General features: G+C 43.4%; 12 protein-coding genes and 3 pseudogenes. 9 read left to right on the top strand and 6 right to left on the bottom strand.

Annotated features, from left to right (window positions below):
• Together ACM0OZ_RS38665 and ACM0OZ_RS38660 are read left to right on the top strand one after the other, a co-directional pair.
• Nucleotides 1-352 (top strand): annotated as a pseudogene (locus ACM0OZ_RS38665) (hypothetical protein); the annotation flags it as partial.
• Nucleotides 353-370: 18 nt separating this feature from the next.
• The gene (locus ACM0OZ_RS38660; RefSeq protein WP_414588153.1) at nt 371-1,111 is read left to right on the top strand and encodes a DUF3800 domain-containing protein; all 741 of its coding nucleotides are present in this window, start codon (nt 371-373) and stop codon (nt 1,109-1,111) included.
• A 342-nt stretch (nt 1,112-1,453) separates the two neighbouring features.
• On the opposite strand, the gene ACM0OZ_RS38655 is transcribed toward ACM0OZ_RS38660, so the two are convergent.
• The 4 genes from ACM0OZ_RS38655 to ACM0OZ_RS38640 form a co-directional block, all read right to left on the bottom strand.
• Nucleotides 1,454-2,137 carry a hypothetical protein gene (locus tag ACM0OZ_RS38655; RefSeq protein WP_414588152.1) on the bottom strand — a complete coding sequence of 228 codons (684 nt, stop codon included), beginning with the start codon at nt 2,135-2,137 and terminating at the stop codon, nt 1,454-1,456.
• 4 nt (nt 2,138-2,141) lie between these two features.
• Nucleotides 2,142-2,822, bottom strand: a complete 681-nt coding sequence (locus tag ACM0OZ_RS38650; protein ID WP_414588151.1) for a DUF2834 domain-containing protein — start codon at nt 2,820-2,822, stop codon at nt 2,142-2,144.
• Between the two features lie 101 nt (nt 2,823-2,923).
• A complete protein-coding gene (gene hrcA, locus ACM0OZ_RS38645) occupies nt 2,924-4,015 on the bottom strand; it encodes a heat-inducible transcriptional repressor HrcA (RefSeq protein ID WP_073634216.1) in 1,092 nt (363 codons plus the stop codon).
• A gap of 444 nt (nt 4,016-4,459) precedes the next feature.
• Nucleotides 4,460-4,816: a rhodanese-like domain-containing protein gene (locus tag ACM0OZ_RS38640; protein ID WP_414588150.1), complete on the bottom strand. Its 357-nt coding sequence runs from the start codon at nt 4,814-4,816 to the stop codon at nt 4,460-4,462.
• Between the two features lie 226 nt (nt 4,817-5,042).
• Here ACM0OZ_RS38640 and ACM0OZ_RS38635 point away from each other — a divergent pair, with 226 nt between their 5' ends.
• Together ACM0OZ_RS38635 and cysE are read left to right on the top strand one after the other, a co-directional pair.
• Nucleotides 5,043-6,737, top strand: a complete 1,695-nt coding sequence (locus ACM0OZ_RS38635) for a DUF3352 domain-containing protein (RefSeq protein ID WP_414588149.1) — start codon at nt 5,043-5,045, stop codon at nt 6,735-6,737.
• A 218-nt stretch (nt 6,738-6,955) separates the two neighbouring features.
• Nucleotides 6,956-7,750 carry a serine O-acetyltransferase gene (cysE, locus tag ACM0OZ_RS38630; protein WP_414588148.1) on the top strand — a complete coding sequence of 265 codons (795 nt, stop codon included), beginning with the start codon at nt 6,956-6,958 and terminating at the stop codon, nt 7,748-7,750.
• A 201-nt stretch (nt 7,751-7,951) separates the two neighbouring features.
• Here cysE and dapF read toward each other — a convergent pair whose 3' ends face one another.
• Both dapF and ACM0OZ_RS38620 read right to left on the bottom strand, forming a co-directional pair.
• Nucleotides 7,952-8,797 (bottom strand): diaminopimelate epimerase, encoded by an 846-nt coding sequence (gene dapF / locus ACM0OZ_RS38625; protein ID WP_414588146.1) that lies wholly within the window; start codon nt 8,795-8,797, stop codon nt 7,952-7,954.
• A gap of 131 nt (nt 8,798-8,928) precedes the next feature.
• Nucleotides 8,929-9,528 carry an Npun_F5749 family FMN-dependent PPOX-type flavoprotein gene (locus ACM0OZ_RS38620; protein ID WP_414588145.1) on the bottom strand — a complete coding sequence of 200 codons (600 nt, stop codon included), beginning with the start codon at nt 9,526-9,528 and terminating at the stop codon, nt 8,929-8,931.
• A gap of 223 nt (nt 9,529-9,751) precedes the next feature.
• Here ACM0OZ_RS38620 and ACM0OZ_RS38615 point away from each other — a divergent pair.
• From ACM0OZ_RS38615 to fbp, 5 genes and pseudogenes are all read left to right on the top strand, one after another.
• Nucleotides 9,752-10,984, top strand: a pseudogene (locus tag ACM0OZ_RS38615) (ribonucleoside-triphosphate reductase, adenosylcobalamin-dependent); the annotation flags it as partial.
• A 329-nt stretch (nt 10,985-11,313) separates the two neighbouring features.
• Nucleotides 11,314-12,384: pseudogene (gene nrdJ / locus ACM0OZ_RS38610) on the top strand (ribonucleoside-triphosphate reductase, adenosylcobalamin-dependent); the annotation flags it as partial.
• Between the two features lie 204 nt (nt 12,385-12,588).
• Entirely contained in the window at nt 12,589-12,816 is a 228-nt protein-coding gene (locus ACM0OZ_RS38605) for a hypothetical protein (protein ID WP_414588144.1), read from the top strand.
• A gap of 758 nt (nt 12,817-13,574) precedes the next feature.
• Nucleotides 13,575-13,850, top strand: a complete 276-nt coding sequence (locus tag ACM0OZ_RS38600) for an RNA recognition motif domain-containing protein (RefSeq protein ID WP_041037900.1) — start codon at nt 13,575-13,577, stop codon at nt 13,848-13,850.
• A gap of 587 nt (nt 13,851-14,437) precedes the next feature.
• The gene (gene fbp, locus ACM0OZ_RS38595) at nt 14,438-15,490 is read left to right on the top strand and encodes a class 1 fructose-bisphosphatase (protein WP_414588143.1); all 1,053 of its coding nucleotides are present in this window, start codon (nt 14,438-14,440) and stop codon (nt 15,488-15,490) included.

Genomic DNA, 15,490 nt, shown 5'->3' with positions numbered 1-15,490 from the left:
TCCTCTCACGCCAAATCAGAGATTCTGGCGTGAGGCTCCTGCTGATCTAGCTGAAGGTGAGCGTAACATGGTTGCTGAAACTGGGCGACCACCAGAGTACGAAATTTTTATGGCGATCGCTGATAAAGTCGGTTGGGATTTACGAGGAAATCCTGTTTATGTAAGGACACCGGAAGGTGAAGAGGTGTTGCGAAAGACGACTCGCAATGTAACTTCCCGAAATGCCAAAGGTGAAGTCATAGAAATTACCAAAGAAGTTGAAGAACCCATGATTGATGATCAACTTCCGGCAGTAACCCAGTTATTTAAGAACTGGCTAGCACAGAAATCTCCGAGGTGGTTGTATGTGTAGTGCTGCCGCTCTCCCAAAATTGGTCAACCTGGAGCATCTAAATTTTTCATGGCTGGTGTTGCTCAAATTTCTGATCCAGAAAGAGTTACCTGGGAACTGAATGCACTCCGCTCAAGCTTGATGACTCATCCTCGCTTCAAGAATATTCCCTCTATGCAACCTGAAGCTAAAAAGACTGCGATTACCTTTCATGCAAAAGACGATCATCCCGAAATTCGGCAAAAGGTTTTTGAACTGATCCAGTCTTTCGACATCAAAGTTTTAGTGGCAATTCGGAGTAAAACTGATATGGCAGAATCAGCAAAAGCAGACTTTAAGAGTTTGGGCACAAAGCTTCAGCAGAATGCAATTTACGACGATCTCATAACACGCTTATTCAAAAATCTGCTCCATAAAGCAGACGTTATCCAAATTGCTATTGCTAGACGCGGTAAGGCAGTACGCGAAGAAGCACTAGAACAAGCCATCAATCAAGCTCAAAAAAACTTTGAGTCTCAATGGAAAATAAGTTCAAATAGCTCTATCATCATTGAGCCTACTTATCCATCTGAGGTTGCTGGTTTACAGATCATCGACTATTACCTGTGGGCTGTACAGCGATGCTATGAACGCGAAGATGACCAGTTTTTTCTGCCCCTTGCCAAGAAATATAGACTCATTATGGACTTGGACGATAAGCGCAACAAGCCTTATGGGGAGTGGTATGGCGATCGCAACCCATTATCTATTGAAAAGCTAAAAGGGGCTAGGTCTAAGTAGGATCACTACTCGGACACACGGCATGAAGCCGACGTTCGCCCCTGTAAATACTATTGTACATCATATAAATCCAACCATTCAAAATCCTTAATTATAGCGATTTCATCACTTCATGTGGTGGCAGATTTGAAGAGATTAATCGTTAGGGCTTATGGTTCGGAGCGATGCCCCGCAGACAAGCTCGCAACTACGCCTCCATTGAGCAGTTAGGGGCATAGCTCATTATTATATGGAATTTTTCTACATAGCACCCTCATTGAGGGGCAATATGCGGAAGCTTTCCGTATAGCGTCCCTCTCAAAAGGATTAGACTGAAATCGATATATCCTACAAACTGGCGTCCTATCGCACCCTACTGCTGCTAAAAGATGTTGGTGTTTGTTGAGCAACATTCTCCTGTATCGGCGGACGCAGGCAAAGATACACAAGTGGACCGAAAAGTGGGACAAGTGCTGTTACCCAAAACACTTGGGGATTATTCCAACGCCGTCGCGCCATATCATCACCAAGGACGGTTGGGAAGAGTAAGCAAAACAAGCAAAACGCCAAACTCATGCCATTAATAAAGCGATCGCTCTGAAACTGCTGCCAAAAGCCTACCCAATCCCCTAAAAAAGCATAAATCAGCAAACCAAGAGTGCTTAAACTCAGGGCAATACCAAAAAACCGAGAATCCAACAGCTGCAAAAAAGCATCCTTCCGTCCCGAAAATTGTTGATTCGGTTCTCTCAAAGCCAAATAAGGTATAAGACCAAGCGTACCTGAAGCAATGGACGCTATAGCAAAGGGATAGAAAGGAATCCACTGCATCCTGCCATCAAAGAACAAAACACCACTGTAAATCAGCAGCCAGATGCCAACAAGCGAGAATAAGGAGAGGATAACTGGATTTACATTTACCCAGTTCAAAGTGAAGATATTTTTGAGCAACTCAAGAGTTTCCTCTAAGTGCAGTGGAGGAGCCAAAAATAATAGATACGCTATAAATCCAACCCACAATAACCAAAGAGCAATTTTTCTATTCATAATCTTAATTTCCCGCTGGTTGTTGCTGATTCGATATAATCTCTCCACCCGCTTCTTTTAAAGGGAGACGCATACATAAATACATCAACGGACCAAATAGCGGTATTAATGAGATCAACCAGAACAACTGAGGATTATTCATATCCCGCCGCGCCATATCATCTCCTAACAAAGCTGGAAACAATAGGCAAAGCAAGCAAAAATCTAAGCTCATCACATGAATAAAGCGACTTGTTTGCCACTGGTGAACAAAATCTCCCCAATCTCCTTGCCCGACACCATAGGCGACTAAGATAGCCGTACCTACAGCCAAGCCAATGCCTGTTAGGCGAGAATCAAGAACAGCTAAAAAAGCATTCTTTCTACCAGGGAACTTTGGATTTGGTTCCCGCAAGGCTAAGTAAGGCAGTAGGGTAAACGCCCCAACTCCAAAAGAAGCTGAAGCAAACAGCCAAGCAGGAATTTTTTGCCCTCTACCATCAATAAATATGAGGCAGCTGTAGATGATAGGCCAGATGCCCATAATGTTGAAGAGTGCCACGACTAAGGGGTTAATCCCTTGCCAATGACCAGTGGAAAGATTTTTAATCAACTCGAATGTATCGGGCTGATTGGGAGGGGCAAAGAAAAAGGCATAGGCAATAAATCCTAGCCACAGCGCCCCAAAGGCAATTTTTCTGACCATGATTTAAGCTGGTTCTAACCAATGCTGAATTGTACTGCCACAAGTCGCGCTGTTTATATGCTTTTTATCGGTTTGAGAGCACCCAAACTGATAAATCCCTACTAGGGATTGAAATAACTGAAAGCTTCTGACAGATAATCAGCAGCAGCAGCCACCACTGCGATCGCACCTTCATAATCTAGGCGCGTTGGTCCCAAAACTCCCACGCTACCTACTGCTACGGAACCGCGGCGATAGGTGGAAGAAATCAACGAGCAAGTGCGTATAGGTTCTAGAGGGTTTTCTGAACCAATACGAACAGTAACTCGTGGTTTACCCACTTCCTCAGTCTCCGGCTGCTGTTCAAATATTAATCGCCACAGTTGGTCTTGTTCTTCTTCCAACAGGTGGATGAGCATTTGCACTTGCTGTAATTCCGAAAACTCTGGCTGGCGCAAAACCTCAGCAACACCGCGAACCATAATTTGTGTCGCAGATGGAGCGAGAGTGCGATGGGCGAACTCTGCAATCGATTTTTTCAATAATTCGCCATATATTTGAAACTCCCGGTCTAATTGGCTCCATTTCAGGCTGGCTAATTCAGTTATGCTTCGTCCCCGCAGGTGGCTATTTAAAAAGTTAGAGACAATCTGTAACTCGCGGTCGATGACCTCTGCATCTGGTTGTGTATCTTCCGAGGCTTGCGGTAAATCCATCAATGCTGAATGTGTCTCATATCCATCCGTTACCACAATCAGCATCACCCGTCCCGTTTCTATTTGCACCAGTTGTAAATGTCTCAACACTGCTGTCGCGGTTTGCGGCATGGTAATCAAGGTAATGCAACCACTGAGGGTTGCTAAAATATGCGCGGCTCCTTGCAGTAGAGCTTCCAAACTCCAATCTTCCCACTTAAGCCGCTTTTGCAGTGACAGTTCTACCTCTCGTGCTAAAGTTTCAGAAGGTGTAATGAGCTGGTCAACATAAATGCGGTAGCCAGAGTCAGAAGGTACGCGTCCAGCAGAAGTGTGAGGTTGGTACAGTAACCCAGCTTTTTCCAACACGCCCATGACATTGCGGATTGTTGCTGAACTCACACCAAGGTTGTACTCATCAACAAGAGTTTTAGAACCAACAGGTTCTGCTGTGGCTATATAATGACGTATCGTTGCGGAAAGTATATGCTGTTGACGATTTGTTAGGTGAACTTGCATAAGCTATTTTGCACTGAAGCCGAGTTTTAAGTAAAGTTTGAAAAAATTTATGGAGACGACTCCAAAAAAAATTAATAATAGTAAAGTCAAGATAGCAAACTGTTGCCTTCTACAGGAATAAGTAAAAAGAAGTAAGTTAAGAGTAAAGATTCAGTACTGCCCCAGAAAAAAGTTTCCTTAACTACAGCATAGCTCTGCTGCAAATGCTTTTGGATTTTAAGTAAAATAATAGCCCCCTACTTATGAATACTTCCATAAGCTTCTTGAAATCGCTGTATTTCAAGTTACTAATTTCCTGACAGCTAAACCATGCGGTTAGGTAGAGTGCAAATATTTGTCAATCAATACTTAAAGCTATCCTAGCTTGTGCTAAGGATAGCAAAGGCAAGTTGGAATCGTCAGTAGTCCCACCTGGCATCATGTCGAAGAAGTGCAAAACAGGAGCTAGTACTGGGGAATTGAAGGATCAACCAACGTTGAGTAGGCATCAATTCCGCCGGCAATGTTTTTCACATTTGTAAACCCTTGAACGATTAACCACTGACACATCTGAGCAGAACGAATGCCATGATGACACAGCACAAGCGTTTCAGCCTGAGGATTTAATCGGGTGTTGACTTGATCTGCCCAATCAGGAAACTGGCTCAAGGGAAGATTGACAAAGCCGTCAATGTGGGCTATTGCCAACTCATGTGGTTCGCGCACGTCTACTAGCTGAAGTGAATCTTTTGAAGATAAGCGTTGCGCTAGTTCCTCTACGCTAATTTGGGTGATAAATGGTTGTGAAGGTTTACCTGGCATGAAGTTTTAATAAAAATCCTATACTACTTATGTTGGCAGAAATCTTCGTTCTTTGGCATTGGTAGGTGTATCAACCACTTGATAGAGGTAGGAGATAACCTCATTTTTGATAAGTTTCTGCGGAAGTTTCAGTACTAAACTAATTTCTAGTAACAGAACTGCCTTCGATATTTCTAATGGTGGTTGATTATTTGTGTTTGCGCCCCTAGTAGTATGTGTAAAAATTATGACACAACGCTCATTCTTCAGAGTTCTAGCAGCGGGTACCATTATGCTGCTGTTGATTGGTATCACTGGTTGTAACGGGTTTTATGCCAAAACTCCGCTGACTCGCACCTCTACTGAACAGTCAAATGCTGCCATATTCGTGTCGAAACAAGCACCAGTGATGGTGTCAATGCTAGTGAATCCAGAACGCTTGCAGGCGTTTGAGGGTGATGGGGAACTCTCAAAATTAAAAACAAATTTACTGGCTAATACGGGTATAAATTACCAAGAGGATATTAAACCTTGGCTAGGAAACGAAATAACACTGGCTGTCACCACCTTAGACATTGACCGTGACTCTGACAACGGACAACAGCCAGGATATCTTATGGCGATCGCAACCACTCAATCGGAGAAAAGCCGCGAATTTGTCGAGGTGTTGTTTTCCAAACGGGCATTGGCTGGGGCAAATTTAGCGACTGAACAGTACGAAGGCGTGAAGCTGATCTATGACAATCAAATCCCTGCAACCGAAGCCACTCCTCTTGAGAAGGAAAAAGTCAAAAACCAAAATCCTCTTGCTGGTGCAGCTGTAGGCAATAGCTTTGTCTTGTTTGCCAACGATCCAAAAGTGCTGCGAGAGGCTATTAATAACGTACAGGCTGCGGAACTCAATTTGACCAGCTCCAGCAAATACCAACAAGTCACCAAACAACTGCCCAAAGAAGCACTGGCTGTTGCTTTCTTGAATCTCCCCACAGTGGCAAAATGGCAAGGGCTAAAACCGGAAGCTCAAGTTTATGACAACCAAATTATTTCTTTGGTATCAAACTCTAAAGGATTGCTAGCTGAAACTGCTTTCCTGGCAAAGGAAGAAACTTCACCTCCATCTGCACAACTCTCTAAACCTGTGGGTGCATTGGAGTATATCCCTGCTGCAGCAAGTTTGGCAGTTGCGGGAGCTAATTTGAACGGTTTGGGTGACAGTGATTTAGCCCAACTCTGGCAACAAGTGACAGCCGTCCTATCTGCTTCCCCACAAGATGTTATTTCTAGATTGCTACCACCTTTGGCAGATGTACAAAAACAATGGGGCATCAACTGGAAAGAGGATATTTTCAACTGGGTGCAAGGAGAATACGCCATAGGATTGTTACCTCGTCAAGAGCAAACAACTCCTGATTGGATATTTGTAGCGGAAAAATCTGACGCTACAGCAGCAGGAATTTCCCATTTGGATGAACTCGCCTCATCAAAAGGGCTTTCCCTGAATTCCTTCACCGTAGACGAACAAAAAATCTCCACTTGGACACAGTTAAGCGCTGCTGTGAATAAATTTGATCAAGTAAAAGAGCGAGAATCATTCGCAATCCAAGCAAAGGTTCTAGGGGCGCGTGCTGATCTGGGAAATTACGAGATTTTTGCATCCTCTGTTGAGGCAATTGATCAAGCTTTGACAGCTAAAAATAACTCCTTGATCAACAGTCGCAATTTCCAAGACAGCGTCGCTGCTATTCCTCAACCCAATCAAGGCTACGTGTATCTCGACTGGACAAAGAGTCAGGAGATTTTAGAGCGTCAACTACCAATTCTTAAGTTTGTGGAAGTCTTGGGTAAGCCGTTTTTTAAAGATTTGCGATCGCTCACAGTCAGTAGTTATGGGAGTGACACGGGATTGCTTAAAGGCGGCGTGTTTTTCCAATTCAATAGCTAGTTCAATTCCGAAATTGGCACAAACAAAGCTGTAGCTGTTCATGGTACAGGGAGTACAGAGGGTGCAGGGGAAGAAGTTTGCTCTTCTTCCCCTGCTTTCTTGTCATCCTGTCGATTGAAACCCAAAAGAAAAAAGCTTGGGATTTTGAACAATTATGCATGGACATAGGACGTTAATATAGAGTTTGACTAGATCGGCAAAACTAGGGTAATAGAAGCGTGCTATCTACACTCATTACTGACTTCCGCATCATCTTTGAACGCGATCCAGCTGCTCGTAACTGGTTGGAAGTATTGTTTTGCTACCCCGGTTTGCAAGCTCTACTTTTACACAGGCTAGCTCATTGGCTCTATTGCATTGGTATTCCCTTTATCCCCCGCCTAATTTCTCATATCGCTCGATTTTTGACTGGAATTGAAATCCATCCTGGTGCAGCCATTGGGCATGGTGTTTTTATTGACCACGGAATGGGTGTGGTGATTGGGGAAACGGCGATTGTCGGAGATTATAGCCTGATTTATCAAGGTGTCACCCTCGGCGGTACAGGTAAAGAATGCGGTAAGCGCCATCCTACCTTGGGTGAAAATGTTGTCGTTGGAGCTGGAGCCAAGGTGCTGGGCAATATCCAAATTTGTAACAATGTCCGTATTGGTGCTGGCTCAGTTGTATTGCGTGATGTGCCACCCGACTGTACTGTGGTTGGCGTTCCTGGTCGAATTATCTTTCGCGCTGGCGTTCGAGTCAACCCACTAGAACACGGAAGTTTACCAGATGCTGAAGCCCAAGTGATACGTGCTTTAGTAGATCGGCTTGAGGAACTTGAACAACAAATTCAACAGTTGCAACAAACACAGGAAAAAATTTCATTTTCTTTTCTTAACCCAGCATTTCAAACACCTAGCGTTCCAAATTCCCATATATTAACTGATGAGGCATCTTTGGCAGAAAAGCACACGAGTTGCCGGTTGGAAAATAAGGTAATAGAGGAGTTTTTGGACGGCTCTGGAATTTAACGAGCAAGCGAGTTCTATAATGTTAGCTTAATTGTCCATAAGAAAACTTATTTGTAGTAAGGACTTCAGTCCTTGCTTTGTCGGTAAAGAGGACTAAAGTCCTCACTACGAACTTATTCATTCGTGAACAACAAGATTCCTAACTTCTTCAAAAAGTCGGGAATCTGAATATGTCTGATTTTTACACATCAAGACTGTTTCTTACTTCAATAGCTGTCGAAATTCTGGAGCAAATTGACCCTGCATAACGTTTGAGACACTGCCAGTCATATAAACATCACCATTTGGTTGTATGCTGATGTCAATCTTGCCTCCGGGCATATGAACTTTCATTGTTTCATTTGTCAGTCCTAACCTGTAGGCAGCACTAGCAGCAGCACAACTACTACTTCCAGAAGCCAACGTGTACCCTGCACCCCGTTCCCAAATCTCAATTTGAATATTTTGCCGATCAAGAACTTTAAGAAATTGCACATTGATACGATTAGGAAACATTTCGTGCGTTTCAATACGTGGACCTAATGCTGAAGCAATTTCTTTAGATATGTTCGGCATAGGAATGATACAATGCGGATTGCCAATTGAAAGGCAAGTCATCTTCAAAGGCACGTCATCTATCAGTAAATCATTCTCTATAACTTCACGCGAAGAACCCGCAACAGGTATTAAATCACTCTGGAAAGTGACAGCCCCCATATTAACAGTGATTAATGGAATACTCGGATCAGTGATTTCAATAGTAACTTCACCTCCGAGTGTAATTAATTCAAAACTTCTTGAAGTAATATACCCAGCATCTAGTAAGTATTTAGAAAAAATACGGATACCATTTCCACTTTTCTCTGCTTCACTGCCATCAGGATTGAGGATTCTAAGTTTCATCTTTTCTGAGCCAAAAATAGGCCCATACAAGATTCCGTCTGAGCCAATACCAAAATTCCGATGACAGATAAGTCGAATATTATCTGGGGATAAACTAACATCTATTTTGTTGGGATCTATAACAATGTAGTCGTTCCCCAGGGCATGGTATTTGTAGAAATCCATAAAAATGCGAGTTTTTATACTAAAAATAGTGTTAATTTAATACATAATAGACACAATTTATTTCACTATTCCCGTAATATAAACTAAGGTACTTACTGCATTTTTGCAACTTTAAGGAAAGCAGAAATTCTTCACGGATTAATCGCAGTCGTAGACCAAGTGTGACCACGCAGATAAGACCAACGATTCTGGGGATCGCCACGCAATTCTAGATGATCCACCTGAGTGGGATCAAACAATAACAGGCAAAAATTAGGTGGAGGGCTAGCAGGATCAAGAAGCGATGGTGAGAAAGCTTGTTGATCAGCTCTAGGTTTTCCAGGATGGGGCCAAGCGAATTGTAAACGAGCATTGTCTGAAAGGTCTTGCCACGTTGACTGACGAGCTTTTTGCAGTTCTAAGTCAGGATGATTACCATCAATGAGACTCAGTTCTCCTGCTATGCGGAATTGCTCACGAGTCCCGGTAAAGTACCAGCAAGCTTCTGCCCAAGGCTGATGGAGTATTTGGTCGAATTTTTGACTGCGTGTATCTGTGATGATTTTCAGCAGATTGGTATCCCCTAGAAACCCCCGAAAAACAACAGTACGATTAGCGGGGCGTCCGTCAGTTTGGACAGTTGCCAGTTGAAAGTAGCGGGAGTGGGGCTGGCTACGATTGCGGTGCAAAGCACGGGCAAGGGGGGAACGCCAAGGGGCAACATTTTCAATCCCTGATAGGGATTCACACATATCTACCCCCATTTTATGAAATAAGACTTTTACTCGCTAATTGGACATTATATACTTTTCCATCAATGGAACTCTATTTTCTTTCAACGAGAATAGCTATAAAATCTTACCACAATGAGTGCAGCTCTATAGGTAGCGCAAATTCAACAATTTTTCAATCTTTACCCTCCCATTCACTTGCCGTATAGTCATAATCTATGTCAGCGAGCAACAAGACTTGATTATGGTTCGTGAGCTTGAAAGAAAACGCTTTACTAGTGCAAAATTTCCAGAAACTGCCCCAGCTGCCAACCCAGTGTTTTTTAGAACCTACAGCCGCCGGAAAGAGGCTGGGGTGAGGGAAACTTGGGATCAGGTGTGCGATCGCACCCTCCAAGCTTTAATCACTCTCGGGAAGCTACTCCCACATGAGGCTGATATCCTAGAGCGGATGCAGCGAAACTTAAAAGCCTTACCCAGTGGGCGTTGGTTGTGGGTTGGCGGTACGGACTGGCTAAAAGAACAAAAAAACTTTTCTGGAGCGTACAATTGTACATCTACCAACCTGCAAGACTGGAGCGCTTTTGGGTTAATGGTGGATTTGGCAATGATGGGGTGTGGGACTGGAGCAGTTCTAGAACCACAATATATTAACCAGTTGCCCCCGATCCGCAATCGTCTTCAAGTACAAGTGCGGGGTGAGATTGGTAGTACTCCTGTTGATGAGCGTCGTGAAGAGACAGAAGTCAAAATAGAAGGCAATATCGTCACTATTTACGTTGGCGATAGCCGTCAAGGTTGGGTGAAATCATATCAAAGCCTGTTGGAACTCTCAACTGATGAACGGTTTTGTGGAGACGTTCAAGTCATTGTTGATATTAGCGACGTACGTCAAGCAGGAAAGCCTCTCAATGGCTTTGGAGGCGTTGCTAATCCTGTAAAATTGCCTGGGCTGTACGAGCGTTGTGCATCGATCCTGAATAAAGCTGTGGGACGACAGTTAAATTCCGTTGAATGCTGTTTATTGATTGATGAAGCAGCTGTCACAATTGTCGCCGGGAATATTAGGCGCTCAGCTGGTATGCGCCAAGGTTTCTGTGAGGATCATCTGTTTGCAGATGCTAAGAACAATCTTTGGCAGCAGGATGAAAATGGCAACTGGCGCATTGATCCAGAGCGTGATGCTCTAAGAATGGCGAACCATACAAGAGTTTTTCACCAAAAGCCCACATTACAAGAATGTCTTGATGCTGTCCGTAAACAGTATTACAGTGGTGAAGGTGCAATTCAATGGGCTGGTGAAGCGATCGCAAGAGCTAATTGTGACCTTTTGAGAAATCACGAACAAAAAGTAGATTTTCTCAAAGCTTATACTCAAGGAAAAGGCAAAGATTGGTTACAACAACATCATCCTGAGATACCTGAAAGCGAGTTAGATCATCGTCTGGCTCGCTATGGCTTAAACCCGTGTGGTAAGTAATTTTGCCTCACGTTAATCACTGGGGAAATTCGGTGAACCCTGCGACTGGGAATACCGAGGTAATCAGAGGAACTAAAACACCTTTGACACTGTACAGACTAGAGAGTGAACCTTTTTAAACCATATTTAAACCATATTTATATACAGTCAATGTTGAGGTTTAAAAAGAATATAATCTGGGTTTTACCCCCGTTATCAATAACGGCTCCACGAGTCTCCGGCTACTAATGCTCTTTGGAATTATTAGTAGAAAATATAGTCGGATCTACGGGTAATAAGGAACTCGTAGAACTAGAGGATAAAAAGCCTCTAGGGTAACAAAAATGGAAATTATTGGCTCGAATTTTCACTGCAATTTGGCAGAAATTCACCTAAATCAAATAGACCCAAATAACTACAAAGAACAGGAGGAGGCTTTCACAGCAGGTGCGCTCTCTGTAGCTGCACTTTTGCATCACAAATTTATTGAACCACGCTACCAGTACAGCCGTGAGTTAGACCCAATTGTTGGTGTTTCTTTCACAGGGTTATTTGATTTCTTTGTTCAAGCTTTTGGGGTAGATTGGTTACGTTGGTGGGAACAAGGAAGACCTGCGACTGCTCAAGGATTGGCGTTTAAGCGTCAAGAGGAAGAATACCTGAGTTTTTGGAAAGATACTGTGCAGCGTGTTGTTTGGGATTACTGCGATCGCCACAATCTCAAACGCCCAAATCGCTGTACCACAGTTCAACCCAGCGGTACCAAGTCTTTATTAACAGGTGCTAGCCCAGGATGGCATCCGCCCAAGGCACAAAGATTTCTTCGTAGGATCACCTTTCGCAAAAATGATCCCGTAGCTTTAGCTTGTATTGACTACGGCTACAATGTCATACCTTCTCAATCGGACAAAGATGAACAGGGTAACTTGTTAAATGATCCCTTTGATCCCCGAGTCAGCGAATGGCTTGTGGAAATTCCAGTCTCTGTACTTTGGGCTGATTTACCAGGTGCTGATCAAATAGATATTAGTCAATTTAATGCGATCGCCCAAATGGATTTCTATATGCAGGTGCAGAAATTTTATGTGACACATAACACTTCTGCCACCATTGAACTACGGGAAAATGAAGTTGAAGCCTTGGGAACTCGCATATATGAAGCTATCAGAGATGATCAAGGCTACATTAGCGCCGCACTTCTGGCACGGTTTGACGATCTTCAAACATTTCCGCGCTTGCCCTTCGAGCCTATCACAAAACAGCAGTACGAACAGCTCATGAAAGAAGTGGAAATGCGTCGCCAAACCGAAGATTTTCATGCTGTTTTGAGCCGCTATGATTTCGGCGAGTTAATAGAAGCAGGACCAGCAGGTTGTGACTCTGATAAATGCATGATGCCTGAACAAACTTCGATGTAAATACAATTGAGATGAACAGCGGTGGTTGTGTTGGGAATGTTTTACCACCGCTTATTCTATTCCTAGATAGATGCACTCCCAGCTTTTCTCACCATAAAGTCCCCAAAGCTTCCAGGACGATAACAATCCTCACGAAGGCATCACTCCACACGTTACCATCGCTTTAATAGTCCTAATTTTTAATGAAGTGCCAGGAGATTTTTCATGTTCATTGATGAATTAACACCCATATTTAAACAATTCACCCAGCACCCAATCTCATTTCTGGGCGGTTTCGTCTCTGGTTTGCTTCGACTCAGCCTTGCTGACGATCCCGTTAAAAGCTGGCTCGACCAACAACGCAGTTCAAGTACCAACAGGACTTTAACTACTGAACCCACTCAGGCACATAATGGCAAAACTGGTGGTCCTCAGTCGATTAGCATTGATTGACTATTTCCCGGACTTCTAGTCCAGGGATTCTAAAAGAATGCTGCGCGGTGTTTTTAACCCACCGCGAGGCTTCTTCTTAGTAGCCCGCAAGGATTGGGGGTTTGGGGAGCTAAAATTACGCTCAATTGCGTGTTTAAGCGTGATTGTTGGCACGTATGGCTCTCCGGGATGCCCACCCGATTGTTAGGGGATAATTTCTTTATTGGAAATCCCTTTAGTGTATAAAAATTTATACCTATTTTTTTTTGAAGATATTTGGTAGAACGGTTTGCTCGTTAACTCGATTTATAAGACCTTGTCAACTGCCTCCTTGCCTCCTTCTAAAGAAGGGTGCGTAGATCATTTCAGGTATGATGAAAAACTCATTTCAGCCCAAATGAAAATACGAGAATTTCAAAATTGAAATTTCCGCATCTGCAGAAATAGGTATTTTTCTTAATTTAAACTTAGAAAAAATTAAACAAAATTTTATTAACCATAAGAGATATCAGCACATATAAGCCAAGCTGATTTGAACCTTTAGGTGTTTGTAAAATCTCATACTTTGAAAATTGACGCAATCAGTTATGATCTGTAGCGTATGCGAAAATTCAGCATGACCACTGGTTGACTTGTAAGAAGACGCAACCTCCTTGGTTGCTTTGCTCCTACAATCTTTGCCATTGGTGAATCAGACGAGACGAAAGCAATTCCTGCTATTTGTTTTAGCTGTTTTCAAGCTGAACTCTTCGCTCTTTGTTGCGACTTACGTGATTCACATGACTATTTACGTTGGAAATCTCTCCTACCGCGCCACAGAAGCAGATTTAAAATTAGTATTTGCAGAATATGGCGAGGTCAAAAGAGTTGTGTTACCTACTGACCGCGAAACTGGACGATTACGCGGTTTTGCCTTTGTTGACATGAGCGAAGATGCCCAAGAGGACGCTGCCATTACAGAGTTAGATGGAGCTGAATGGATGGGTCGCCAACTTAGAGTTAATAAGGCTAAACCCCGCGAGGAGGAGCGACAAGGTAGTTGGGTGAAAAGATAAGAGTCTTAAGAGCGATGAAATACAATAGTAGCAAATTGTTTTCTAGTTATGCAAGCTATTAAGCGCTGAAATATCTAGAAAAAATCAATAAAACAATTTGATCAAGTTATCTCCGACGAGTTGTGACTGCTAGCTCATAGTCATAACTCGTCGGTTTGTAAAATGCTAAAGTATAGTTAGCAACGTTCAACCGAATTGGAGTGGAGGGTTTGCTGCTTTTCGTTTTTTCCATTCTTCTATGAGTCTGCCCAGCGAGCGGGGAGATGATGACAACTTAACAGAGTAAAAAATGTTTTTTTCGTCTACAGGTGCGCTGCTCGCTTGATTGGATAAATATACCTATGGAATTATTTCTGGCGAGACACCATTGTGTTTAAATTTCCATTTAGACTAGGTAGACTTGCTCAAGTATAGCATTCCAAGCGGGTGAATTAGCCTTGGATAGACCTACAGATGATTGATTTCTTTAGTTTATCTAAAATCACATTTAGATTGTCAAATTACCTTTCTAAGATAGAGGCAGCAACCACAAGTTGCAACGCACGGGATGAACCCAACAAACACCTAGTCTCTAGGGAGAATAAAAAATGGCTAAAGTGCCGGAATCTTTAGAGTCGGTAAGCAGCGAAGTCATAGACAAGGCGTTAGATCGTGATTGTACAACATTATCCCGTCATGTCCTACAGCAACTTCACAGCTTTTCGCCCGAAGCGCAAGATCTGAGTGCGCTGATGAATCGGATCGCCCTTGCTGGCAAACTGATTGCTCGTCGCCTCAGCCGTGCAGGCTTAATGGAAGGGGTTCTCGGATTTACAGGGGAAGTCAATGTGCAAGGAGAATCCGTCAAAAAGATGGATGTCTATGCCAATGATGTCTTTATCTCGGTTTTCAAGCAAAGCGGTTTAGTCTGTCGCTTAGCTTCCGAAGAAATGGAAAACCCCTACTACATTCCGGAAAACTGCCCGATAGGTCGCTACACTCTTTTGTATGACCCAATTGATGGCTCATCCAACACTGATACAAATCTGAGTTTGGGTTCCATCTTCGCGATTCGACAACAGGAAGGAAACGACCTCAATGGTGAAGCAGCGGACCTGCTAGCTCCTGGACGCAACCAAATTGCCGCTGGCTACATATTGTATGGTCCGAGCACGATGCTGGTCTATACTATTGGTAAGGGAGTTCATTCGTTTACCCTCGACCCCAGCTTAGGAGAGTTTATCCTCACGGAAGAAAATATCCGAATTCCTGATCACAGTTCCATATATAGCGTCAACGAGGGTAATTTTTGGCAGTGGGATGAACCGATTCGGGAATACGTCCGCTACGTTCACAGAACAGAAGGCTACACCGCTCGCTATAGTGGGGCAATGGTAAGTGATATCCACAGAATTTTGCTTCAAGGCGGTGTGTTTCTCTACCCTGGTACACTTTCCAAACCAGAAGGTAAACTGCGCTTGCTTTATGAATCCGCTCCCCTAGCCTTTGTCATTGAGCAAGCAGGTGGTCGCGCTACTACGGGACACATGGAAATCTTAGACGTGGTAGCGAAACAACTCCACCAGCGCACGCCTTTGATTATTGGAAGCCCAAAAGATGTCGCAAAGGTGGAGTCTTTTATTAACAACAGTCACTCTTGA

The sequence above is a fragment of the Scytonema sp. PCC 10023 genome (genome assembly GCF_963920835.1).
Taxonomy (GTDB): Bacteria; Cyanobacteriota; Cyanobacteriia; order Cyanobacteriales; family Nostocaceae; genus Kalymmatonema.
This window is presented reverse-complemented; position numbering and strand designations above follow the sequence as displayed.

What these genes read in the sequence shown, in the direction of transcription:
- ACM0OZ_RS38655 (WP_414588152.1), bottom strand. Translation starts at nt 2,137, where the DNA reads ATGAATAGAAAAATTGCTCTTTGGTTATTGTGGGTTGGATTTATAGCG.
- ACM0OZ_RS38650 (WP_414588151.1), bottom strand. Translation starts at nt 2,822, where the DNA reads ATGGTCAGAAAAATTGCCTTTGGGGCGCTGTGGCTAGGATTTATTGCC.
- hrcA (WP_073634216.1), bottom strand. Translation starts at nt 4,015, where the DNA reads ATGCAAGTTCACCTAACAAATCGTCAACAGCATATACTTTCCGCAACG.
- ACM0OZ_RS38640 (WP_414588150.1), bottom strand. Translation starts at nt 4,816, where the DNA reads ATGCCAGGTAAACCTTCACAACCATTTATCACCCAAATTAGCGTAGAG.
- ACM0OZ_RS38635 (WP_414588149.1), top strand. Translation starts at nt 5,043, where the DNA reads ATGACACAACGCTCATTCTTCAGAGTTCTAGCAGCGGGTACCATTATG.
- dapF (WP_414588146.1), bottom strand. Translation starts at nt 8,797, where the DNA reads ATGGATTTCTACAAATACCATGCCCTGGGGAACGACTACATTGTTATA.
- ACM0OZ_RS38620 (WP_414588145.1), bottom strand. Translation starts at nt 9,528, where the DNA reads ATGTGTGAATCCCTATCAGGGATTGAAAATGTTGCCCCTTGGCGTTCC.
- ACM0OZ_RS38605 (WP_414588144.1), top strand. Translation starts at nt 12,589, where the DNA reads ATGTTCATTGATGAATTAACACCCATATTTAAACAATTCACCCAGCAC.
- ACM0OZ_RS38600 (WP_041037900.1), top strand. Translation starts at nt 13,575, where the DNA reads ATGACTATTTACGTTGGAAATCTCTCCTACCGCGCCACAGAAGCAGAT.
- fbp (WP_414588143.1), top strand. Translation starts at nt 14,438, where the DNA reads ATGGCTAAAGTGCCGGAATCTTTAGAGTCGGTAAGCAGCGAAGTCATA.